At 47.3% G+C, this 23,078-nt stretch carries 20 protein-coding genes and 1 pseudogene; 17 read left to right on the top strand and 4 right to left on the bottom strand.

Annotated elements, in window-relative coordinates:
* Positions 1-13 precede the first annotated feature (13 nt).
* Positions 14-7,141, top strand: a complete 7,128-nt coding sequence (locus ACWJJ5_RS00475; protein WP_454022104.1) for an amino acid adenylation domain-containing protein — start codon at positions 14-16, stop codon at positions 7,139-7,141.
* An 18-nt stretch (positions 7,142-7,159) separates the two neighbouring features.
* Positions 7,160-7,375: an MbtH family protein gene (locus ACWJJ5_RS00470; protein WP_070082294.1), complete on the top strand. Its 216-nt coding sequence runs from the start codon at positions 7,160-7,162 to the stop codon at positions 7,373-7,375.
* Positions 7,376-7,419: 44 nt separating this feature from the next.
* Here the strand turns inward: ACWJJ5_RS00470 and ACWJJ5_RS00465 are convergent, their stop codons facing one another.
* From ACWJJ5_RS00465 to ACWJJ5_RS00455, 3 genes are all read right to left on the bottom strand, one after another.
* Positions 7,420-8,097, bottom strand: a complete 678-nt coding sequence (locus ACWJJ5_RS00465) for a YukJ family protein (protein WP_039254039.1) — start codon at positions 8,095-8,097, stop codon at positions 7,420-7,422.
* Positions 8,098-8,214: 117 nt separating this feature from the next.
* Complete coding sequence (gene ald, locus ACWJJ5_RS00460) at positions 8,215-9,345, bottom strand: alanine dehydrogenase (RefSeq protein ID WP_070082293.1); 1,131 nt, start codon at positions 9,343-9,345, stop codon at positions 8,215-8,217.
* A gap of 103 nt (positions 9,346-9,448) precedes the next feature.
* On the bottom strand, positions 9,449-10,678 hold the full coding sequence (locus tag ACWJJ5_RS00455) for a PucR family transcriptional regulator (RefSeq protein WP_070082292.1): 1,230 nt from the start codon (positions 10,676-10,678) through the stop codon (positions 9,449-9,451).
* Between the two features lie 82 nt (positions 10,679-10,760).
* On the opposite strand from ACWJJ5_RS00455, the pseudogene essA reads away from it, so the two are divergent.
* From essA to ACWJJ5_RS00400, 11 genes and pseudogenes are all read left to right on the top strand, one after another.
* Positions 10,761-10,904: pseudogene (gene essA / locus ACWJJ5_RS00450) on the top strand (type VII secretion protein EssA); the annotation flags it as partial.
* 60 nt (positions 10,905-10,964) lie between these two features.
* Positions 10,965-11,696, top strand: a complete 732-nt coding sequence (locus ACWJJ5_RS00445; protein ID WP_007408685.1) for a (S)-benzoin forming benzil reductase — start codon at positions 10,965-10,967, stop codon at positions 11,694-11,696.
* 164 nt (positions 11,697-11,860) lie between these two features.
* Complete coding sequence (locus tag ACWJJ5_RS00440) at positions 11,861-12,391, top strand: HD domain-containing protein (protein ID WP_003152022.1); 531 nt, start codon at positions 11,861-11,863, stop codon at positions 12,389-12,391.
* Between the two features lie 137 nt (positions 12,392-12,528).
* Complete coding sequence (locus tag ACWJJ5_RS00435) at positions 12,529-12,765, top strand: DUF2642 domain-containing protein (RefSeq protein ID WP_003152023.1); 237 nt, start codon at positions 12,529-12,531, stop codon at positions 12,763-12,765.
* Between the two features lie 135 nt (positions 12,766-12,900).
* Positions 12,901-14,007 (top strand): AI-2E family transporter, encoded by a 1,107-nt coding sequence (locus ACWJJ5_RS00430; RefSeq protein ID WP_014418769.1) that lies wholly within the window; start codon positions 12,901-12,903, stop codon positions 14,005-14,007.
* A 61-nt stretch (positions 14,008-14,068) separates the two neighbouring features.
* Complete coding sequence (locus ACWJJ5_RS00425) at positions 14,069-14,290, top strand: spore germination protein (RefSeq protein WP_003152026.1); 222 nt, start codon at positions 14,069-14,071, stop codon at positions 14,288-14,290.
* Between the two features lie 72 nt (positions 14,291-14,362).
* A complete protein-coding gene (locus ACWJJ5_RS00420) occupies positions 14,363-14,611 on the top strand; it encodes a YueH family protein (RefSeq protein WP_003152028.1) in 249 nt (82 codons plus the stop codon).
* Positions 14,612-14,676: 65 nt separating this feature from the next.
* On the top strand, positions 14,677-15,075 hold the full coding sequence (locus ACWJJ5_RS00415; protein WP_003152031.1) for a YueI family protein: 399 nt from the start codon (positions 14,677-14,679) through the stop codon (positions 15,073-15,075).
* A 96-nt stretch (positions 15,076-15,171) separates the two neighbouring features.
* A complete protein-coding gene (locus tag ACWJJ5_RS00410; protein ID WP_025853916.1) occupies positions 15,172-15,723 on the top strand; it encodes a cysteine hydrolase family protein in 552 nt (183 codons plus the stop codon).
* A 17-nt stretch (positions 15,724-15,740) separates the two neighbouring features.
* A complete protein-coding gene (locus ACWJJ5_RS00405) occupies positions 15,741-17,207 on the top strand; it encodes a nicotinate phosphoribosyltransferase (protein ID WP_014305722.1) in 1,467 nt (488 codons plus the stop codon).
* A 129-nt stretch (positions 17,208-17,336) separates the two neighbouring features.
* Positions 17,337-18,557 (top strand): EAL and HDOD domain-containing protein, encoded by a 1,221-nt coding sequence (locus ACWJJ5_RS00400; RefSeq protein WP_003152038.1) that lies wholly within the window; start codon positions 17,337-17,339, stop codon positions 18,555-18,557.
* Between the two features lie 6 nt (positions 18,558-18,563).
* On the opposite strand, the gene ACWJJ5_RS00395 is transcribed toward ACWJJ5_RS00400, so the two are convergent.
* Positions 18,564-18,905, bottom strand: a complete 342-nt coding sequence (locus ACWJJ5_RS00395; protein WP_014305721.1) for a hypothetical protein — start codon at positions 18,903-18,905, stop codon at positions 18,564-18,566.
* A 465-nt stretch (positions 18,906-19,370) separates the two neighbouring features.
* On the opposite strand from ACWJJ5_RS00395, the gene degQ reads away from it, so the two are divergent.
* The 4 genes from degQ to ACWJJ5_RS00375 all read left to right on the top strand — a co-directional run bounded on the left by degQ (position 19,371) and on the right by ACWJJ5_RS00375 (position 23,067).
* Complete coding sequence (degQ, locus tag ACWJJ5_RS00390) at positions 19,371-19,511, top strand: degradation enzyme regulation protein DegQ (RefSeq protein ID WP_003152043.1); 141 nt, start codon at positions 19,371-19,373, stop codon at positions 19,509-19,511.
* 130 nt (positions 19,512-19,641) lie between these two features.
* Complete coding sequence (locus ACWJJ5_RS00385) at positions 19,642-20,571, top strand: polyprenyl synthetase family protein (protein ID WP_454022103.1); 930 nt, start codon at positions 19,642-19,644, stop codon at positions 20,569-20,571.
* The gene (gene comX / locus ACWJJ5_RS00380; protein ID WP_045208751.1) at positions 20,568-20,738 is read left to right on the top strand and encodes a competence pheromone ComX; all 171 of its coding nucleotides are present in this window, start codon (positions 20,568-20,570) and stop codon (positions 20,736-20,738) included. Before ACWJJ5_RS00385 ends, comX begins: the two co-directional genes overlap by 4 nt.
* Positions 20,716-23,067: a sensor histidine kinase gene (locus ACWJJ5_RS00375; protein ID WP_454022246.1), complete on the top strand. Its 2,352-nt coding sequence runs from the start codon at positions 20,716-20,718 to the stop codon at positions 23,065-23,067. Before comX ends, ACWJJ5_RS00375 begins: the two co-directional genes overlap by 23 nt.
* The last annotated feature ends 11 nt before the right edge of the window (positions 23,068-23,078 follow it).

Raw genomic sequence — 23,078 nt, 5'->3', positions numbered from 1 at the left:
GGGAGAGAATAGAATGCATGATACACAACAGCTGCCTCTGACAGGCGCACAGGCCGGTATCTGGTTTGCGCAGCAGCTTGATCCTGATAATCCGATTTACAATACAGGCGAGTACGTTGAGATAAACGGCGCGATCGATGTGAACATATTTAAAACCGCTCTCGAACGCGTGCTGACGGAAGCTGCGTCATTACACGCCCGCTTCGAAGAGGGAGCAGACGGGCCGAAGCAGATCATCAATCCTCCATTTGAGGCTGCGATCGATGTCATAGATGTGAGTTCAGAAGCTGATCCGAAGCAGGCCGCACTCAGACTCATGCAGACAGATTTGGCTGAGCCCGTTGATATGGCGGCCGGGCCTTTGTTCCGCGACATTTTATTTCAGGCGGGACCGGAACACTTTTTCTGGTATCAGCGCATTCACCACATTGCGATAGACGGCTACGGTTTTTCACTGCTGGCACGGCGTACGGCGCAAATGTACACCGCAATACGGGAAGGACGTCCGGATAACGGGCGCTCCTTCGGCTCTTTGGAGGAGCTGGTAAAAGAAGATCAAGAATACCGCGCGTCTGATCAATTCCTGAAAGATCGGGAATTTTGGATGGAGAAATTTGCGGATGAACCTGATGTCGTCAGTTTGGCAGAAAGAGCGCCGAGAACGTCAACAAGCTTTCGGAGAAGCACGGCTTATCTTTCTGAAACGGCTTTGCAGCATGTAAAAGCGATTCCGAACTGGCATGAAGCCGTCACAGCCGCAGCGGCGGTATATGTCCACCGGATGACAAACGCAGGGGATATCGTGCTCGGCTTACCGATGATGGGGCGGATCGGCTCGATTTCACTGAATATTCCGAGTATGGTCATGAATCTTCTGCCTTTGCGGCTTTCTCTCCGACCGGATATGAATTTTCATGAGGCCGTCAGCCAAGTGGCAAAAGAAATCCGAAACATTCGGCGCCATCAGAAATACCGCCATGAAGACATGCGCCGCGACCTTAAATTGCTCGGAGAAAATCGCAGGCTGTTCGGCCCGCAAGTCAATGTGATGCCGTTTGACTATGCGCTTGATTTCGCCGGAGCGCCAGGCACCGTCCATAACTTATCAGCCGGGCCCGTTGATGATTTGTCAATTAACGTTTACGACAGAGCGGACGGAAGCGGAATGCGTGTGGACTTTGATGCGAATCCGGAAGTGTACAGCGCCGAAGATATTGAAAACCATCAAAAACGATTCCTGCTTCTGCTGGAATCCGCTGTGAAAGACCAGACACAAAAAATCGGCACACTCAACCTTCTGCCTGAAAGTGAACGTCTCTGCGTACTGGAAAGCTGGAATGACACGCGCAAGGCCGGGAAGCAGAAAAGTCTGCCGGAGCTGTTTTACGAACAGGCCGTAAAAACACCGGACCGGCCGGCAATCATCACCGAAAACGAAGAGCTCACCTATGCTGAATTGAACAAGCGCGCGAACCAGCTTGCCGGCATGCTAAAGGAAAAGGGGCTCGGACCGGAACAATTTGCCGCTTTGCTGCTTCCGCGGTCACAGGAGTTGGCCGTGAGCATGCTGGCCGTTTTGAAAACGGGAGCCGCATACCTGCCGCTTGATCCTGATTTTCCTTCTGAGCGGATCACATACATGCTCAAAGATGCACAGCCTGCATGCCTGATTACAACGATGGAATTATCCGGCCGCATGCCGGAAGACAGTGATGCAAAAAGGATCATTCTCGATGACCCCGATACGGTAAAAACCGTTGCCGCTCAAAATGCTGACTGTCCCGCTCAGGCGGAATGTTCGCCTTTGCACCCCGCTTATATCATCTATACATCGGGTTCAACGGGCAAACCGAAAGGCGTAGTCGTGACATTAAAAAGCGTAAGCAATTTCCTCTTATCCATGCGGGAAATGTTCCCGCTCGGCGCACAAGACCGCCTGCTTGCCGTTACGACTGCGGCGTTTGATATTTCCGGACTTGAGCTCTTCCTTCCGCTCATCAGCGGGGCGGGGTGCGTCATCGCACGTAAAGAGACGATTCAGGAACCGCGGGCGCTTGCGAACATGATTCACTCATACGGTATTTCAATCATGCAGGCAACGCCGACATTGTGGCATTCATTAGTCACCAATGAACCGGATTCACTCCGGGAGCTGCAGGTGCTTGTCGGAGGTGAGGCGCTTCCGAACGCGCTTATGCATGCTCTGCTTGAATCAGGCTGTACGGTGACGAATCTGTACGGGCCGACTGAAACAACAATCTGGTCGGCCGCACAGCCGCTTGCAAAAGACCATACAGGGGCCCCTCCGATCGGAAAGCCGATTTGGAACACGCGGGTATACGTGCTGGACGCCGCATTGCAGCCAGTCCCGCCGGGAATTGCGGGCGAGCTTTATATAGCGGGCGAGGGGCTTGCCAGAGGTTATTATAATCGTCCTGATTTAACAGCTGAAAGATTCATTGCCGATCCGTACGGACCCGCGGGCGCGAGGATGTACCGGACGGGAGATCTCGTGCGCTGGCGTGAGGACGGCTCGCTTGATTATATCAGCAGAGCCGATCACCAAATTAAAATCCGCGGGTTCCGGATAGAATTAGGAGAAATTGAGTCAGTGCTGTCGAAATACCCGGGTATTTCGCAGGCCGCCGTCATTGTCCGTGAAGACCAGCCGGGAGATAAGCGGCTGGCGGCTTATGCTGTCGCGGATCAGCCCCTTGATATCGGCGGACTTCGTGAATATATAGGCGAAAGCCTGCCGGATTATATGGTGCCGGGCGCGTTTGTACAGCTGAAAGAATTGCCGCTGACGCCGAATAAGAAGCTCGATCGCAGCGCTCTGCCTGCACCTGATTTTTCCGCTGTCCTGTCTGACAGAGGGCCGCGGACGCCGCAGGAAGAAATATTATGCGATCTGTTTGCCGAAGTTCTCGGTCTCGCGCGGGTCGGAATTGATGACGGGTTCTTTGAATTGGGCGGACATTCGCTCTTAGCCGGACGCCTGATGAGCCGGGTCCGGGAGACGATGGGCGCAGAGCTTGGCATCGGCCGTCTGTTTGATACGCCGACCGTTGCCGGGCTCGCCGCACAGCTTGACACCGCAAAGAGTGCGCGCCCTAAGCTCAAGCCGTTTGACCGGCCGGAGCACATCCCGCTGTCATTTGCGCAGCTGCGTCTTTGGTTTCTCTACTGTCTTGAAGGGCCGAGCCCGACTTACAACATTCCGGTGATTGTCCGCATGTCAGGCAAGCTTGACCAATCAGCGCTGAAACACGCCTTTTACGATGTTGTCAGCCGTCATGAAAGCCTGCGCACCGTTTTTCCGGAAAATAAGGGATCATCCCATCAGCTCATTTTACCTGCTGAAGAAGCCCGCCCTGTGTTTACAGTGACACAAGCAGACAAAAACGAGCTCCAAGACATGCTTGCCGCTGCGGCACGATACCGGTTTGATCTCGCTAAAGAGCCGGCCGTCCGGGCTGAGCTGTTTGATCTTGGTGACGGCGAATATACGCTGATGGTTCTCCTGCATCACATCGCAGGCGACGGCTGGTCCTTGAATCCGCTCATGCGTGACTTATCCATAGCCTATATCGCCCGGAAAACAGGTGAAAAAGCTGAATGGGCGCCGCTGGCGGTTCAATATGCTGATTATGCGCTTTGGCAGCAGCAGCTTTTAGGCAGCGCGTCTGATTCTGAGAGCTTAATTGCGCGCCAGCTGGATTTCTGGAAGAAAACGCTTGAAAATGTACCGGATCAGCTGGAGCTGCCGTCTGATTTTCCGCGTCCCGCTGAATCAAGCTACAGGGGCGGCGTCATTCCGGTCAACATCGGCCAAGAGCTTCATGCCCGTCTTCTCTCACTTGCCAGAAATCAGCGCGTAAGCCTGTTTATGGTGCTTCAATCAGGGCTTTCCGCACTGCTGACCCGGCTCGGGGCGGGAACCGATATTCCGATCGGCAGTCCGATAGCCGGCCGCAGTGATGACGCATTAGGAGACCTTGTGGGTATGTTCATTAATACACTCGTACTGAGAACCGATACCTCTGGCGATCCGAGCTTTTGTGAGCTTCTTGAAAGGGTCAGGGAAATGAATCTCGCAGCATATGAACATCAGGACGTGCCGTTTGAACGTCTCGTGGAAGAATTGAATCCGGTTCGCTCCCGGTCAAGACATCCGCTGTTCCAAGTGATGCTCGCATTCCAAAATACGCCTGACCCTGTACTCAGTCTTCCTGATATGGAAACAAGCCTGCAAATCAGCAGTGTCGGATCGTCCAAATTTGATTTGACGCTGGAATTGGCTGAACAGCGCCATGACGACGGCACGCCTGCCGGTATTGATGGCCTGCTGGAGTTCAGTACGGACTTATTCAGAAAAGAAACGGCTGAAGCACTTGCCGGACGCCTGCTTCTTTTGCTCGAAGATGCCGCATCACATCCGGATAAACCGATCGGAAGCTTAACCATTCTTTCTGATGAAGAGCGCCGGAAGCTTTTGCCGGTTAAACAGGCAAAACAGCATATTCAGCCTCGGCAGACACTGCCTGAACTGTTTGAAATACAGGCCGCCGCAAAATCGGATGAAACGGCGGCAGTATTTGAAGAGAGCGGACTCACTTATCAAGAGCTGAATGAAAGAGCCAATCAGCTCGCCCACATGATGATTGCCCGCGGCGTCGGCCCGGAGCAGTTTGTCGCACTGGCGCTGCCGCGTTCTTTAGATATGATTGTCGGGCTGTTAGCCGTCCTGAAGACGGGGGCAGCGTATTTGCCGCTTGATCCTGATTATCCCGCGGACCGCATCGCTTTTATGTTACATGATGCCAAGCCTGTATTTATGCTCACCAATCGTGAAGGCGCAAGTAAGCTCTCTGGCGAAAACGGCATGCCGGCCTTCATCCTGGATGATCCGCAGAATAAGGAAACACTTCGGCAATATGCCGTCACGAACCCTGAGAATGCCGACCGGATTCGTCCGCTGTCACCGCTTCACCCGGCCTATGTCATTTACACGTCGGGATCAACCGGTGTGCCGAAAGGTGTCATCATTCCGCACAGCAATGTTATCCGGCTGTTTGAGTCGACGCGGCATTGGTATCACTTTAATTCTGATGATGTGTGGACGATGTTTCACTCCTACGCTTTCGATTTCTCTGTCTGGGAAATATGGGGGCCGCTGCTTCACGGCGGACGTCTCGTCGTCGTGCCGCATGACATCAGCAGATCGCCGGAAGCGTTTCTGCATCTCCTCGTGAAAGAGCGAGTGACCGTACTTAACCAAACGCCGTCAGCGTTTTACCAGCTGATGCATGCGGAAAAAGAACACAAAGAGCTGGGGCGTCAGCTCGCACTCAGATATATCATCTTCGGCGGCGAGGCGCTTGAGCTGAGCCGGCTTGAGGATTGGTACAGCCGCCACGCGGACAATCAGCCGGTGCTTGTGAACATGTACGGCATTACGGAAACGACGGTGCACGTCAGTTACCTTGAATTAGACAAAAACATTGCCGAACTGAGAGCAAACAGCCTCATCGGCTGCGGCATTCCTGATCTGAACGTATATGTGCTTGATGACCGGCTGGAGCCTGTGCCTCCGGGCATCACGGGCGAAATGTATGTTGCCGGAGGGGGCGTGGCACGAGGCTACTTAGGGCGGCAAAGTCTGACCGCCGAACGCTTTGTGGCTGATCCGTACGGCCCGCCGGGAACGAGAATGTACCGGACGGGGGATTTAGCCCGTCTGCGGACGGACGGTTCTCTTGATTATATGGGCAGGGCGGACCACCAGATTAAAATCCGCGGCTTCCGGATTGAATTGGGGGAAATCGAAGCGGTTCTCGTCAAACATCCGGATGTCGAGGATGCCGCCGCAGTCGTCCGTGAAGACCGGCCGGGAGATAAACGGCTGGCCGCCTACCTTGTCCGATCTGCCGGCAGCACCTTGGACACTGGGGACGTGCGCCGGTTTGCCGAAGAAAGCCTGCCGGATTACATGATTCCGTCAGCTTTTGTCCAAATGAATGAACTGCCGCTGACACCGAATGGAAAGCTTGACCGAAAAGCGCTCCCTGCGCCTGACTTCCAAACGGAGGTCACCGGCCGGGGACCGAGAACGCCGCAGGAAGAAATGCTGTGTGAGCTGTTCGCAGAGGTGCTTCATCTGCCGCGTGTCGGTATTGATGACAGATTTTTTGATTTAGGCGGCCATTCTTTGCTTGCGGTTCATTTAATGAGCCGTATTCGGGAAGCGATGGGAGCCGAGCTCAGTATCGGAACATTATTTGAAGCTCCTACGGTGGCAAGCCTTGCTGAAAGACTTGAGTCAGGAACGGGCACAAGCGCGCTTGATGTTCTTCTTCCGCTCAGAACGGCAGGAGAAGAAACACCGTTGTTCTGTGTCCATCCGGCCGGCGGTCTCAGCTGGTGTTATGCCGGGCTGATGTCTTCTTTAGAGGCTGATTATCCGATATACGGCTTACAGGCGAGAGGCATCGGAAAAAAAGAACCGCTTCCGCAAAGCTTAGATGACATGGCGGCGGATTATATTGAAAAAATCCGCACCGTGCAGCCGAAAGGGCCGTACCGTCTGCTCGGCTGGTCTCTCGGAGGGAATGTCATTCAGGCCATGGCGACACAATTACAGAGCCGGGGCGAAGAGGTTTCGCTTTTGGTGATGCTTGACGCGTATCCGAATCATTTTCTGCCGATAAAAAATGCGCCTGATGACGAGGAAGCGGTCATTGCGCTGCTTGCCCTGGGAGGGTACGACCCGGACAGCCTCGGGGATCAGCCGCTTGATTTTGACACCGCACTGACCATTCTCCGCCGTGAGGGAAGCGCATTAGCCAGCCTGGACGAGTCAGTGATGATGAATCTGAAAGACACGTACGTTAATTCTGTCGGGCTGTTAGGAACATACAAGCCGAAGCCGTTCCACGGAGATGTGCTGTTCTTCAGATCCACGATTATTCCGGAGTGGTTTGACCCGATTGAGCCGGATACTTGGAAACCGTATATTACGGGGAAAATCGAGCGGTATGACTTAGACTGCCGCCATAAAGATATGTGCCAGCCGGGCCCGCTTGCCGACATCGGCGCGATTCTGGCAGAGAAATTAAACGGACGGCGTACAGTCCGGTAAAGAAAGGAAAGAGATGATATGACAAACCCATTTGAACGGGAAGACGGTTCATACCATGTGCTCGTCAATGCTGAAGGCCAGTACTCACTGTGGCCGGCCTATCTGGATGTGCCGGACGGCTGGGAAACCCGCCTGACGAATGAAACCCGCCCCGTTTGTCTCGAATATATTGAAACAAACTGGCGTGATATGAGGCCGGAAAGCCTGAATCGGGCCGAAGCCGCTAAAATGTAATAAGAAAAGCCTGCCGTTATCTCGGCAGGCTTTTTATGCGGACATCAGCCGTTAAGCTGTGTATGATCACAAAATGTATAAGGGTGGCCTTCTTCATCCGTGCACCATGACTGAGACAGAAAAGCCAAAAAGACCGCGGCCCACTGGTCTGCAAACTGGATTAAAATACCGCCGTCGTGCCACGTTCCGTTATCCTTCTTCCAGCGTGTATCAATTGGGTTTCCCTGATTCATATGAATATTATGCATGCCGTTTGTCGGCTTGAACCCGAAAATCTTATCAGCGCCCGGCTCCGGCCCAAATTTAGAGCCGTAAATATAGACGGTGGCTTTTTCTGATTTGGCTTTTTGCATGTACGTCTCAATAAAGTCATTTAAGTCATTATCCGGACCGGTGACTTCATGCGGGAGGGGCACCATGTTCCGGGGATCAAACAATCCGCCGCGGACATAATCCAGCGCCAGCTCACGGCTGGTTTCATCAATTGGGGTATATCCATACGGAATGTTCGGCAGCAGGGTGATCGCGCTTGCGTCAAAATGATCGCGTGCCGCATACAGAACCTCTGATTCTTTTGAACTTGACATGACATTGATCGCACAGCGATAGCGCGTATCAGGCTCGCCTAGCACCTCGACTTGAAAATGCGGAGAATCATCATCTGTTTCCCTTTTCATATCTAACACAGTGCCTTTTAATACACCATAGTGCTGAACAGCCATATGAATCCTCCTTTTTCTTCCGGGATATGAATTGATATTCGAGACAGGGGGCCGTTTTTCCTTTTGTGAGAAAGAAAAAAAGACAGCCCGCTGATCAGGCTGTCCTCTTCATCTCTATTAAGCTTTTGCAGCCGAACCTTGCATTGCTTTTTCAGCAGGCACGTAGTCATAGCCTAAGTCTCTGGCTACCGCTTCATACGTGACATGTCCGTTAGCCGTATTTAAGCCCGCTTTAAGCGCAGGGCTGTCTGCAATGGCTTGTGCCGCGCCTTTATTGGCGATTTGCAGCGCGTAAGGAACGGTTACATTCGTTAATGCGAGCGTAGACGTACGCGGTACGGCGCCCGGCATATTGGCGACAGCGTAGTGAACGACGCCGTGTTTTTCGTAAGTCGGATTATCGTGGGTTGTAATATGATCGACGGTTTCCACAATGCCGCCCTGATCGATGGCAACATCAACAATGACGGAACCCGGTTTCATTTGTTTAACCATTTCTTCCGTAACGAGAGTCGGCGCTTTGGCTCCCGGGATGAGCACGGCGCAGATCAGAAGATCCGCTTCCGCGACGGAATCTGCAATATTTACAGGGTTTGACATCAATGTTTTAATCTGATGCCCGAAAATATCATCAAGCTGACGCAGGCGGTCTGCGTTCAAATCGATCATTGTCACATCGGCACCGAGTCCGACAGCCATTTTCGCGGCATTTGTTCCGACACCGCCCCCTCCGATGATCGTGACTTTTCCGCGGGATACACCCGGTACGCCGGCTAATAAAATTCCTTTTCCGCCCTTTGGTTTTTCAAGAAACTGTGCCCCGATCTGCGCGGCCATTCTGCCGGCCACTTCGGACATCGGCGTAAGCAGCGGAAGGGAACGTCCGTCCGTTACCGTTTCGTACGCGATAGCTGTCACGCCTTTTTCTGTAAGCGCTTTAGCTAATTCCGGCTCTGCGGCCAAATGAAGATAAGTGAACAAGACCAGACCTTGACGGAAATACGCATACTCTTCAGCCAGCGGTTCTTTTACCTTCATGACCATTTCCGCATCCCATACTTGCTTTCTGTCCTCCAGAATTTCCGCCCCTGCTGATACATAATCTTCATTTGTAAAGCCGCTTCCGAGTCCCGCTCCGGATTCCACAAGAACCCGATGGCCGTTTCCGATAAGCTGTGAAACGCCTCCAGGTGTTAATGCCACTCGATTTTCATTGTTTTTGATTTCTTTTGGAACCCCGATAATCATGTCTGTTTCCCCCAATGTTTGTGTGATGCTTCAAGTGTAGCGCGATTTTTGCGAAAATTCTTTGTTTGAAACAGAAAATAAAAAAACACGGATTTGTGAAATTTCACGAACCCATGCTGCGAAGTTTGATATCCAGGTAAATCGTAAACTTCTCATTCACATTTTTTAAGTCGATTTCTGCGATCTGGCTGATTCTTTTCAGCCTGTAATTCAATGTATTGACATGGATGTTAAGCGCTTTAGCGGCGGTGTTGACGTTGCTGTCGGCATCAATAAAATGTTCGAGGGTTTTTACCATATCGGCTTGGTGCTCCCTGTCATACTGCTCAAGCTTTGACAGGGAATAGTTCATATAGCCGCTGTGCTTGCGTTTTTCATCCAACACATCAAGGTACTGATAAATGCCGAGTTCAGAAAAGCTGAAAAGGTGTTTGGTTTCTCTCACAAACCGCTCTTTCGCTTTTAATACGGAAAGCGCTTCCTGATAGGATCGGTAAACGTAAGAAATCGATTCGTAAATACCGCCGAAAGCAATCGACGCATCCTCAATTTTATATCGTTCCTTCAGCTGTTTTTGAATATGAAGAGCGAAGTGCTTTAAATCTTTAAAAGGCTGATCGGTTTTCGGCGCGGCTAATAAGATTAATTCATTTGAATCAACAGTCGCCAGCATGACATGAATCTGCTGTGTCGTTTCCTGCAAATATTGCAGCTGTTGTTCCGTCTTTTCAGTCAGCTCATCATGTAAACGGATGATCATGACGCTGAACACGGACGGCAGCGCCATTCCGAGCTTATGAAACCCTTCGGCCATCTCGGCTTCCTGATAAATATGGCCGGTCAGCATTTTCCAAAAAAACTCCTGGCCCCGCTCTTCGATTTTCGTTTTGCGGATCTGCAGGTGCAAAAGCTTGTTCCGCACCGCTTTGGCGGCCAGCTGAAGTGTCTTCAGATCTTCGTCATTGAGCTTTTTTTTGATCTCAAGCGCCCAAATAAATCCGAGAACCTGGCTGTTTTTCCAGATGGAAATCGCCACGCGGTTGCTTAGGCCCACCTCGTCAATTTCTTTCACTTTGATCGGCTGGTCCGTTTTTAAAAGGGCCGGAATGGTTCCGTCTTTCCACAGTTTGTTGATGACTTTTTCCGGCACCCTCCGCCCGATAATCGTCGACGTCCGGGCCGGATCTGTACAATCGCTGTGCGTGCTGTATGCAAGCAGTTTATGATTAACGTCTTCTATTGTAATGGGGCATTGAAGAACTTCACTGATATGGTCGGCAACATCTTCAAGTCTGTCGAAACTGTACTTAAATGGATCCTTTGGATTGGTCATCTGTATCCCTACTTTTTCATAGCTTCATATCTTGATCTTACCATCTTGCTTTTCAGACTGAAAGATAATGATTTACCGGTAACACTCTATAGCAGATATGGAAACGGAAGAGAAAAAGACTTCTTATCTGCTTCCTGTTATTTATGCCGTCTTGATCCTCCTCGGGATTGCGGCGATGATCTATCTGATCCCGAAAGTCACGGCGCAGGAAAAGGCAAGGCGGTAAACGGATCGCTTGTGTTTGCGGGAAGACAGCCCGTAAAATAAGAAAAAAAGGAGGAGTTTCATGCAGTTTTTTCTTATAACAGGCGCGTCAAAAGGCTTGGGCCGGGCGCTTACGGAACAGGCGCTTCAAGAAGGAGCCGAAGTCGCCGCGCTTTCAAGAACGATAAGCGGGGAAAAGCGCGAGGGACTGACAGAATACAGTGTTGATCTAACCGATCTCGCAGATACCGGGCGGCAGATGAAGGCGATTCTTGATCAAGCAGAGGAGAAGGGGTACTCCGCCGTCACACTGATCAACAATGCCGGAATGGTGGAACCGATCAAGCGGGCGAAAGAGGCTTCCGCCGAAGAATTGAACCGCCATTACACCCTTAATCTGACGGCGCCCGTTTTGCTCAGCCAAATGTTCACAAAGCGTTTCGAAGCGTTCAGCGGCAGCAAAACAATTGTCAACATCACATCGGGCGCGGCGAAAAATCCTTATAAAGGCTGGAGCGCATATTGCAGCTCAAAAGCGGGGCTTGATATGTTTACGAGAACATTCGGGTTTGAACAGGAAGATGAAGAGCTGCCGGTCCGCATGATCTCATTCTCGCCGGGAGTGATGGATACAGACATGCAGGCTGTCATCCGTTCTTCGTCAAAAGAAGATTTCCATGACATCGAACGGTTCCGCAATCTGAAAGAAACGAAAAACCTCAGAAGTCCTGAATACATCGCCGGCGTCATTCACTCACTGATCGCGGGCGAGCCGGAAAACGGACGGATATACGATATCAAAGAATTTTTGTAGAGCAGCTTTCACGCTGCTCTTTTTTTGTTTGTACAATCACTTAGGGGTCCGGCGGCATATGATGAATGAAACAACATATAAGGGGTATAAGAAATGTATCAGATGAATTGAGTTTCTTCTCGATTTATGTTAGGATTCTAAAAATATATGAAGGAGGGGTTTCCATGAGAAATGTAACGTTAATGGATGTCTTCACCCATCCAATCGCACAAAAGTATTTACAGCGTTCCGGTGTCGCCCATGCGATCGCCTGCGCGTTTCATGCATACCGTCTTGCCGTAAAAGCAGGTGTCAGCCCGGATCTGGCGGCGAAAGCGGCATTACTGCATGACGTCGGCCATTATGAATGGTACACAGACGGCAAATGGGATTATGAAAAGTACAGAAGAAACGATATCCATGCCATTAAAGGCGCGGAACGGGCGCATAAGCTGCTCATCCGGCTCGGTGAAGAACCGAAAGCGGCGAAGGACATTGCGCTGGCGATTCTGCTTCACACCGATTCCTATCTGCCTGAAGGCGAACTGGACAAGAATACGCTCCAGCAAATCGTGAAACAAGCGGATGAACTCGATGAAGAACCCGGCGGACATCACCATTACCGCCAAATGGATCACACGGCCGCGCTCAAACAAATCCAAAAGCTTGATCAGTTAATTGACCGAGCCCAATATCCCATAAGAAGCTCAGTCTAGGCCACTCATGCGGCCTTTTCCGCTTACATAACTCCGCATGCTCACTAACACCTTTTCCGCTCCGATAGACGTACTGTGTCAAAGCCTTTGTCCGCTGCATATGCTGAAGGAAAACATAGTAAAGGGGATCAGCGAAAATGGCCCATCAAGGAAGCCCGCAAATCGTCTCGTTAGTGGATCCTTACGTTTATCAGACCATCCATAAGCTTATCGGCTCAAGGTTTATCATTCAAACCGTCAGACGCATTGTCAGAGGACGGCTGATTGATGCCACTCCGGATCACATCGCCATTGAAGAGACGCATGACCGTGTATTTTATATCAGAAACCGCCATGTGGTTTCCGTCATGCCTGATTATACCGAACGCGTGTAACAGCCCGAAAAGGCGCAAACCGGAGGCGGCACTATAGAACCCCGGTGCGTCTTCTTTTTTGAGATACATAGATGCACGGCGGCTTTTTTTGGTACAATCACAGTACAAGTTCACATGACAATAGGAGGAAACCGCTTGTTGAAATCAAAGGTCCATTTTTGGACGCTGCAAATTTTGCTCGTTTTGCTCATTATTTACGTATCAACGAAAGTCTCGTTTATTTTTCAGCCGTTTTTCGGTTTTATCACCACTCTGTTTTTTCCGATTTTGATCTCAGGCATTTTGTTTTTCATTTTTAATCCGATCGTGCGCCTGCTTGAGAAAAAAATCCCCCGGACATTGGCGATCCTGCTCATTTATCTCGTTTTCATAGGCCTGATTGCCTTTATGTTCACTGCCATCGGGCCGATTGTGGCTTCCCAGGTCACGGGGCTGATTAACAATTTCCCTGATTACATTCATCAGATTCAAGTCTTGACTGCGCAATTATCCCATTCCAAATGGTTTACGTGGATGATGACGCAGGATTATGTGTCGATAGAAAAAATCCAGCAGTCTCTGACGGGATTTTTACAAAGCCTTCCGCAAAATATTACGGCAAGCCTGTCGGCCGTGTTCGGCGTCGTTACGAATATCACGCTTGTCGTGATCACCGTTCCGTTCATTTTGTTTTATATGCTGAAGGACGGCCGGCGGTTTCCGCTCTTGGCGGTCAAAATCCTGCCTTCTTCCTACCGGGCGGAAGGTCGGAAAATATTTAACGACTTATATGTCACATTGGCCGCCTATTTCCAAGGCCAGCTGCTGATTTGTCTCTTTGTCGGAACGGCATGCTTTATCGGATATTGGATCATCGGCCTGCAGTATGCGTTAATTCTCGGGATGGTGATCGCCGTCACCAATATCATTCCGTACCTGGGGCCGTTTCTCGGGGCGGCGCCCGCGGTGATTATCGCGTTTATGGATTCGCCGGCTAAGGCGCTCTTTGCCGTTATTGTTGTCGTTGTCGTCCAGCAGCTTGACGGGAACCTGCTTTCTCCGCTTGTGATTGGGAAACGGCTGAATACCCACCCGCTCACCATTATTCTTCTGCTTATCGGAGCGGGCAGTTTCGGCGGCATTCTCGCAATGATTCTGGCCGTGCCGGTTTACGCAGTTTTAAAAGCTTTCGTCTTAAATATCGTCCGGCTTATCAAACTTCGTCAGCGGTCAAAGCTCGAAGACAGCCGCAAGCCGAAATAAAAACGGGCACAACTCCCGGTGCAGCGCATAAAATGCTGTAAAGAAAAGCGGAGGTGTGGGTATGCCTGCAATTGTGGGACCGATTTATATTATGAGTTTAGCCGGAGACGCTGCGGCGAGCTTCGGTGACGTGTTTGCCATTTCTCCCAAAGCCGTTGACCACTCAGGCGCGGGGGCAGGGGCGTTTCATTCCGGAGATTTTGTCAAAATTACTAATAAATTCAGCAAAACGCGCTTTGAAGACATCGATGTGTTTGACGAACCTGATTGGTTTAACGCGTGACAGCCTCCTTTTAGGAGGCTGTCGCTTTTTTGTAGTATAATAGAATCAGTCTTTATAAAAGGGGAATGTTTTATGAAAATCAGAAAAGCGAATATTACCGTGCAGTCCGGAATGATCGGTGATGTATATCTGCATGAAAATAAAAAAGAACAGCATACCCTTGTAGCCGTTCCGGAACTTGAGTGGAGCACGATCATTTCCTATGAGGAAGAGAAAAAGGCGCTGGCGCAGCGGCTTTTACAATCATTCAGCAAGCTGATTGAAGAAGAACCCGCCGGAGAGCTCGCCGGCAAGATCTCCCATTGGGTGGCTGAAATGTAACGAAAACGGTTTACCGCGTCCCGTCCGGGGCGATAATTGTAAAACAAGCTGGGAGGGACAGGCCGATGAGCGACAAAACGGTTGACCTTTATTTACAGCAGGGGATGTACGGCCCTCTGCAGACGAAACCGGATGAACGCCATTTATTTTTAGGCTCGCTGCGTGAAAGAGTCATCATTGCCCTGACGAAGGGACAGGTGCTGCAAAAGCAGCCGTATGAAGAAGTGAAACAGGCGCTGAAAAGCCGAAAAGACGCGGTGCTCTATATAAACGGAAGGCTCCCGTATCATGCTTATTCACCATATATGAAGCTTGCCGCACTTGCCGGTGTCCGAAGCTCCGTCATCTCGGACCTTCAATTCGAAACGCCGCTCGGCCTGGTTTTTGCCGCCGATTATGCCGTGAACCTTGACGGCATTTACGTGCAGGATGACATTTTTCAGCGCTCACTCCTGAAATCTTAAAAGGGCAAAACACCGTTTGTCATTTTACAATGCCAATTCACTTACAAGTGGAGATAGGATATAATGGTTTTCATATGAATGGCGGGGAGGCCGGCTATGAAAAAAGCATTTATATGCATTGATTATACGAATGATTTTGCAGCTGAGAACGGGGCATTAACTTGCGGAGAACCCGCGAGACAGATTGAAGATACGATTGTCAGTTTGACGCAAGCATTTATAGAAAACGGTGATTACGTTGTCTTTGCGGTAGATTCGCATGATGCAGACGATGACTTTCATCCCGAGACACACCTGTTTCCTCCGCATAATATTAACGGCACGGAGGGCAAAGAGCTGTACGGAAGGCTATCGCCTCTTTATGAGAAACATAAACACGCAAAAAACGTAAATTATATGGAAAAAACGAGATATTCTGCTTTTGCGGGAACGGATTTAGAGCTGAAACTGCGGGAACGGCAGATCACTGAGCTGCATCTTGCGGGCCTGTGCACCGACATCTGCGTTCTTCACACGGCGGTTGACGCCTACAACAAGGGCTTTCAGATCGTCATTCATCAAAACGCTGTGGCCAGCTTTAATCCGGAAGGGCATGAATGGGCCCTGTCCCATTTTAAGAACAGCATCGGAGCGCAAGTGGCAGAGTAAGGAAGGGGAAAACAATTTTGGTGGAGCATGGTTTTAAAGACGACAGTTTGTCTTTACATACAGATCTTTATCAAATTAATATGGCCGAAACGTACTGGAGAGACGGCATTCATGAGAAAAAAGCGATTTTTGAGCTTTTTTTCAGAAAGCTTCCCTTTGAAAACGGCTATGCGGTATTTGCGGGCTTAGAAAAAGCAATCGAATACTTGGAGAACTTCAAATTTACCGACAGCGATCTGAATTATTTAAAAACGGAATTGCACTATGCTGATGATTTCATTGATTATTTACGGGATCTTTCTTTTACCGGATCTCTTTACAGCATGAAAGAAGGCGAGCTCGTTTTTAACAACGAACCGATTATGCGGGTCGAAGCGCCCCTGATTGAAGCGCAGCTGATTGAGACGGCTCTGCTTAACATTGTGAATTACCAAACATTAATCGCCACGAAAGCGGCCCGCATTAAAGGCGTTGTCGGTGACGAAGACGCCCTCGAATTCGGAACGCGGCGCGCCCATGAAATGGATGCGGCCATGTGGGGAGCGAGAGCGGCTTTGATCGGCGGCTTCAGCGCGACGAGTAATGTAAGAGCAGGAAAGCGTTTTAATATACCGGTATCCGGCACGCACGCTCATGCGCTCGTACAAGCGTACCGCGATGAATATACGGCATTTAAGAAATATGCGGAGACCCACAAAGACTGCGTATTTCTCGTAGATACGTACGATACGATCCGTTCGGGCATGCCGAATGCGATTAAAGTCGCAAAGGAATTCGGCGACCGGATCAACTTCATCGGCATCCGCCTGGACAGCGGGGACTTGGCGTACCTGTCAAAAAAAGCGCGTGAAATGCTTGATGAAGCGGGTTTCACAGACGCAAAGGTCATTGCTTCAAGCGATCTTGATGAGCACACGATATTAAATCTGAAATCCCAAGGAGCGAAAATCGATACGTGGGGCATCGGCACGAAGCTGATTACCGCATACGATCAGCCGGCCCTCGGCGCGGTTTACAAACTTGTCGCCATTGAAGAGGACGGCAAACTGACCGACACCATTAAAATTTCGTCAAACCCTGAAAAAGTGACAACGCCGGGAAGAAAGAGAGTATACCGGATTATCAACAAGCTGAATCACCACTCGGAAGGTGATTATATCGCGCTTTATGACGAGCGGGTAAATGATCAGAAACGCTTAAAAATGTTCCATCCCGTCCACACGTTCGTCAGCAAATTCGTCACTGATTTCTATGCGAAAGACTTGCATGAGCCGATCTTTGAAAACGGCGTTTTATGCTATGATAATCCCGAAATTACCGACATCCAGCAATACGTGCAGGATAACCTCAAACTTCTGTGGGAGGAATACAAACGGATCAGCAAGCCGGAAGAATATCCGGTCGATTTAAGCGAAGACTGCTGGAGCAACAAGATGCAGCGGATTCATGAAATCAAAAGCAAGCTGAAACGGGAACTTGAATAGAAAACAAAGCGGCCTTTCCTATCTCTGGAAAGGCTTTTTTGTTGTGATAATATTTTTCACATTTAGACAAATTTCGTCAAGTTATTTGATATACTTATGTTCGAAGGCCGCATCTAAGGGGGTAAATGAATGAAGGTGTTTGTTGCGAGACAGCCTATCTTCAACAGAAACGAACAGGTTGTTGCTTATGAACTTCTTTACCGGGAGAGCGAAGAGAACCGTTATTCGGCCGCGGACGGAGATAAAGCTACGACGGATCTCATTATTAACAGCTTTATCAACATCGGAATCGAAAAGCTGACTGAGGGGAAACGCTGCTTTGTGAATTTTACAGAAAGCCTGATGTTTTCAGATCTCCCTACCTCCTTTGATCCTGACCAGCTTATTATCGAAATTCTTGAGGACATACCGATCACTCCGGCACTCATCTCAAGATGCAGACAGCTGAAGAAATTAGGATATACATTAGCACTTGATGATTTTTACGCCATCAATCCGGAAAATGAAGAGTTAGTGGAACAGCTGATGAAATATATTGATATTTTAAAAATCGACTTTTTGCAATCCTCGCGTCTGGAGCGCAAAAAAATCATTCAGACGTACAGCTGTAAAAGTCTGATTTATTTAGCGGAGAAAGTGGAGACGAGAAAAGATTATAAACAGGCGGCCATAGACGGCTTTCACCTGTTTCAAGGATATTTTTTCAGTGAACCGCGTGTCATCAGCGGAAATGATCTGACGTTTCATTTTCATTCTTACTACCAGCTTTTAAGCGAATTAAACAATGACCAGCCCAATATACAGCGCGTGACGGAATACATAGAGCGGGACGTCAGCTTATCGTATCAGATTCTGCGTTTTTTAAACGGATCGCAAACAAGGCTGAAAAAAAAGATAGACAGCATCCAGCAGGCTATCATGATGCTCGGGCTGAATGAGATTAAGCGCTTGATTTACATTCTTTCATTCAGAGATTTAACGGCGAAAAGCCACTCAAGCCAAAAAGAAATCATTAAGATTTCCTTAATCAGGGCCAAACTGTGCGAACTGCTGGCGAAAAGAACCGGAAGGCCCCAGCCCTCTTCTTACATGCTGATCGGCATGTTTTCGCTCATCGATACGCTTCTCCACAGGGAGCTGGAGGATATCATCAAAGAACTGCCTTTAATCGATGAAGTCGGACAGGCGCTGCTCGGTTATGAAAACGATTATTATAAGATGCTCGCGCTCGTCAAAGCCATTGAATGCAACAACTGGGACTGCGACGAGTGGGGAAAAGAACTGAACAAAGAAGAAGCGTATGAATGTTACTTACAGGCGATCGAATGGTGCCGGCAGCTGATCGATTGAGCCGCTTTAAGCCGACCACCTGAGGGCGATGATAAACCTGCTTTGCTCTCTGATCAGACTGACACGGATGCCGTCGGGATTATACGTCACGTCAAAGTCATTTTTGATGCCGGTCTGCTTAATGAGCCGCTTGACCGCTGCGGTGTCAGATGATTGCGCTGCGGTGAGGATGCTGCGCGCAAGCTCTTTTGACGCCGACAGCCGCGCAAGGAGCAGGCGCGCATCCTCCAGCATGCCCGCAGCTTCTTTTGCGGACGCTGTCAAAATATCTGCGTGAACCGGGGCACTGGGCGCTGGATGCCGGTATGGCGCGGCGAAAACAGGGCAGCATGGATACACATAATGCATACGGCGGCCTCCTTCCTGAGAAAACATTCGTTATACATGAGTATAGGCGGCGTGATAACGAGTTATGACATGCAAAAAGACCACAATGCGGGGGTTGCGGTCTTTTCGGTGTTTGTCGGTGGTTATGCGACGCTGTTCGCCCATTCTGTTTTGAAATTGCGACGGCAGGGACTATAGTCCCTGCCGGTTTGTCGGAAAACCGTTGAAAAAACAGCAGAACCGCCAGACTGGTCTGCTTTATCCTAAACGTCTGCCTTTATGGTAGTTATATAGTCCTGTTCGCTAAATGCCCTGTTCGGGACTATGGGATTACCATGGTTTGCGGTGTCACGCAGATACTTTTACACATACTTTTCGGTGAAAAATCCCGCAAAAACGTTTACACTATTAGTAACAGATCAAATACCTAGGACTCGTTCACCATACACAATTCATTGATCTTTCAAAAAAAGGAGTGTGGAAACGGTGGAAAACAAATTAGAAGAAGTAAAGCAATTATTATTCCGACTTGAAAATGATATCAGAGAAACAACCGACTCATTACGAAACATTAACAAAAGCATTGATCAGCTCGATAAATTCTCATATGCAATGAAAATTTCTTAAAAAGACTTGGAAACAAGTCTTTTTTTTGTGCATTTTTTATCCATTTCATGGATAAAGTATTATACGATTGTTAAAAAACGAAAAACCTGCTGTCTTTCATCACCTGCATTTAGTAAAATAGAATGGGAGGGTGAAGACAATTATTGAGCAAATGTGTTTAGATGCCGAAACGATTAAAGAGAAGATGAAGGAAATTGTAAATGATAATCTTTACAATTCAGATTTGATCAGTCTGCTATGCTCTTTCATTGAAAACAAAGAATCCTTCCTTTTTGGAAACCTGGCATATCAGCATTACATAGCATTTCAAGGAGCAAATCTCAAAGAAATAGAGATGCTGGCTGCAGGAATTGAATTGTTAATCTTATCATTTGATATTTTAGATGATCATGAAGATGAGGACAATGGAAGTGCTCTTTGGATGAAAATAGATCGCTCAGTATCGTTAAATGCCTCAACTACTCTCTATACAGTTAGTATACAGTTCATTAATTCTCTTTGTACAGTTTCTGACTTTTCTCGCTTAGCTTTAAATTATGCATTAGAGGCTATGCAAGGGCAGCATGATGACCTAAAGAATTCGGCTGAAACGGAAGAAGAATGTCTCGCAATGATAAAACATAAATCAGGTTCACTTATTGCGATGCCATGTGTTTTAGGGACTATGCTTGCGTGCGGAGAGTACAACAAAACTGTTGAGAATTATTCCTATTTTATGGGGATTGTGAAACAAATAGAGAATGATTATCAAGGGTTGTTTAATAGTGAACGCAGTGATATTAATAAAAAAAGAAATAATTTAGTTTTATTATACTTAAAACGAAAATTTAACCCGATGTCAGTATCAATCCTCAATATAATGAATTCAAACAGGGAGTATCAATTATTGCTATCTGATATAAACTCATTTAAACAAAAACTTTGGGAGGCCGGAGTGACTCAATATGTTTCGGTTATGATCAAAGTATACGAGGATAAAATAATGACTGAATTAAACAAACTCAATATTAAACTTGAATTTTTCAATTATAAATCATTGAATGAGGGCGCACCATTATGAACCAAGACATCGTAAATTTTTTAATGAGGAATCCAGAGGTTGTGGAAAAGCTAGGAAGGGGAGAAGTGAGCTTAATAAGTATTCCTGACTCGCTTATTCCTGATATTATTAAAATCTTTAACAATAAATTTAAAATAGGGAATGATGATCCTGCTTGGCGTACTTAAAAAACAAGTGAACCATGGTATTTTGAAGAAGTTTTTAAAGTTTTTTTCGGTTGCCTTATTATTGTTTAGTATTTTCTATTTTACTTTTGTAATATATTATACTCAAAATGGAATAATTATAGGTACCAATGTCGTTCAAGTTTCTAATCAAGAACTGAAAGTCGTTGATATGACAAGGTCTTCCTATGGAAGATTAATGGGGTTGGAAATTGGAGACAAAATTGTTGAAATAAATGGACATAAACCAAATAAAGAAAATATTTATGGCTCTTACCTAGCTAAAGTTAGACAATTAAAAGTTGTGCGTAATGATAAGTTAATTAAATTAGATAACTTTGAATTTATCTATTTAGATAGCCCGTACAGTTTCTTTTCATATATTGTACCAAGTATTTTTTATTTACTAAGCTTAATATGTATTTTTTACATCTTTAGAGTTAACTTAAAGAAAGACAGCATATCGGCATATATTCTGATTTGTTTTTTGCTATGTATATCTATTGCTTATTTAAGTGCCGGAGGAGTGACAAGGGGTTACCCTATAAATCGTTACATTAATCTTTATACATTTTTAGCAGTGCCTGTTCTGTATCTTAATTTCCTGTACCAATATTTTAAAGAATTAAACGTGAAATTTTCACGAGGGATTTATATTTTAATTTTATATAATCTACCTTTAGTGAATATCATATGTGAACTTTTTGAGAAACATATAAAGTATGATGTAATTACAAGCCTGAATCTCTTAACTTTTTTATTTGAAATGATGGTGGTTTATGTATGTCTTATACTTTATCAAATAAAGCATAGAAAAAAAGATTTTGCTTATTTGTTAAAAGTATTATTAGTATCTAATACCATTGCATTCTTACCTTTTACTTTATTATATATTGTTCCTCTTGTGATCTTTGGACAATATGTATATAGTGCGGTAATCACTGCACCTTTTCTTTTGCTTATACCGTTAGCACTGGTATATCAGTTTGTTGTTAATAAGATATATAATATTGATTTTTTGCTGGGGCGCCTGCGTTATTATTGTTTATTAGCGGTTATTCCTACAATTGGAATTGTCTGGGTTTTTGTTGTGTTTATGAACAAAAATAGAGATTTTAATACTTTTCAAATCACCTTGTTTGTTTTTTTGATTATGCTTTCTGTTTTTTATTTTAAAGAAGTGCTGGACTATAAGTTTCGCTTAAAGCGTTTCTCAGAAAAGTATAATTATCAAGACAGTATTTTTAAATACACACAATTGATTAAAAGTGTGTCAGTCTTGAACCAAGTTTTCACACATCTTAAAGCGACGATTTTAGATGTTTTGCCAGTAAGCAAAGCTTATATTTTTGAAATTAGTTCTGGCGGAGAAATTGTGTATTTTGACAAACAAAGTACAGAACCAAATTGGTATCCCCATAAAGACAAATTTGAAAAGGTCAATTCGGAAATCGGCAAAATCATTGAGATTAATCAAGGGTTCCTCATGAAAATTGGCGAGAGAGGAACAAGTTCTTATGTTTTGCTTTGTTTATCAAGCATAAATACACCGAAACTTACAATGGATGAGACTTCATGGCTGAAGACGTTATCATTTTATACCAGTGTATCGATGGAAAACGTTTTGCAAATTGAGGAACTTATGGATCACCTTCAAAACCTAAAACAACAAGGCTCAAACCCGGTCTGGCTCAAAAAGCTGATGTTTACGATCGAGGAAAAGCAGCGTTCGGATTTGGCCCGTGATCTGCATGATTCGGTGCTGCAGGATTTGATTTCTTTGAAGCGCCAGTGTGAGCTGTTTCTGGCCGATTTTAAGAAAGAAGAGCCTTGCCACATAGAGGTGCAGGACAAGCTTCATCAGATGAATGAGCAGATGTCGGATGTCATTTTGATGACCCGGGAGACGTGCCATGAGCTTCGGCCTCAGCTGCTGTATGATTTGGGTCTGGTCAAGGCGGTATCCAAGCTTGCCGCGCAGCAGCAGGAGCGTGCGCCGTTTCATATCCGTCTGAATACGGGCCGGTTTACGGCGGCGCTGGATTTGGATACCCAGCTGAATTTGTACCGCATTATTCAGGAATTTCTTTCGAACGCCATGAAGCATTCACAGGCGAATGAGGTGCTGATTATGCTGATCAGCATTCAAAATAAAGTGATTCTCCATTATGAAGACGACGGTGTCGGCTGCAATCAGGAAGAAGGCGGCGGACAGTCGATGAGCATGGGTCTTTCGGGTATTAAGGAACGCGTCCGTGCACTTGACGGACGGATGAAAATCGACACAAGTGAAGGAAACGGTTTTAAAGCGGATATTGAAATGGAATTGTAACCAATTTATCA

Source organism: Bacillus sp. JK74 (assembly GCF_053663395.1).
Note: the sequence above shows the minus strand (reverse complement) of the source record. Positions and strands in the feature narration are given on the sequence as shown.

Excerpts from the sequence above, each read along its gene's own strand:
- ACWJJ5_RS00475 (WP_454022104.1), top strand. The coding sequence starts at position 14 with ATGCATGATACACAACAGCTGCCTCTGACAGGCGCACAGGCCGGTATC.
- ACWJJ5_RS00470 (WP_070082294.1), top strand. The coding sequence starts at position 7,160 with ATGACAAACCCATTTGAACGGGAAGACGGTTCATACCATGTGCTCGTC.
- ACWJJ5_RS00465 (WP_039254039.1), bottom strand. The coding sequence starts at position 8,097 with ATGGCTGTTCAGCACTATGGTGTATTAAAAGGCACTGTGTTAGATATG.
- ald (WP_070082293.1), bottom strand. The coding sequence starts at position 9,345 with ATGATTATCGGGGTTCCAAAAGAAATCAAAAACAATGAAAATCGAGTG.
- ACWJJ5_RS00455 (WP_070082292.1), bottom strand. The coding sequence starts at position 10,678 with ATGACCAATCCAAAGGATCCATTTAAGTACAGTTTCGACAGACTTGAA.
- ACWJJ5_RS00445 (WP_007408685.1), top strand. The coding sequence starts at position 10,965 with ATGCAGTTTTTTCTTATAACAGGCGCGTCAAAAGGCTTGGGCCGGGCG.
- ACWJJ5_RS00440 (WP_003152022.1), top strand. The coding sequence starts at position 11,861 with ATGAGAAATGTAACGTTAATGGATGTCTTCACCCATCCAATCGCACAA.
- ACWJJ5_RS00435 (WP_003152023.1), top strand. The coding sequence starts at position 12,529 with ATGGCCCATCAAGGAAGCCCGCAAATCGTCTCGTTAGTGGATCCTTAC.
- ACWJJ5_RS00425 (WP_003152026.1), top strand. The coding sequence starts at position 14,069 with ATGCCTGCAATTGTGGGACCGATTTATATTATGAGTTTAGCCGGAGAC.
- ACWJJ5_RS00420 (WP_003152028.1), top strand. The coding sequence starts at position 14,363 with ATGAAAATCAGAAAAGCGAATATTACCGTGCAGTCCGGAATGATCGGT.
- ACWJJ5_RS00415 (WP_003152031.1), top strand. The coding sequence starts at position 14,677 with ATGAGCGACAAAACGGTTGACCTTTATTTACAGCAGGGGATGTACGGC.
- ACWJJ5_RS00410 (WP_025853916.1), top strand. The coding sequence starts at position 15,172 with ATGAAAAAAGCATTTATATGCATTGATTATACGAATGATTTTGCAGCT.
- ACWJJ5_RS00400 (WP_003152038.1), top strand. The coding sequence starts at position 17,337 with ATGAAGGTGTTTGTTGCGAGACAGCCTATCTTCAACAGAAACGAACAG.
- ACWJJ5_RS00395 (WP_014305721.1), bottom strand. The coding sequence starts at position 18,905 with ATGCATTATGTGTATCCATGCTGCCCTGTTTTCGCCGCGCCATACCGG.
- comX (WP_045208751.1), top strand. The coding sequence starts at position 20,568 with ATGAACCAAGACATCGTAAATTTTTTAATGAGGAATCCAGAGGTTGTG.
- ACWJJ5_RS00375 (WP_454022246.1), top strand. The coding sequence starts at position 20,716 with ATGATCCTGCTTGGCGTACTTAAAAAACAAGTGAACCATGGTATTTTG.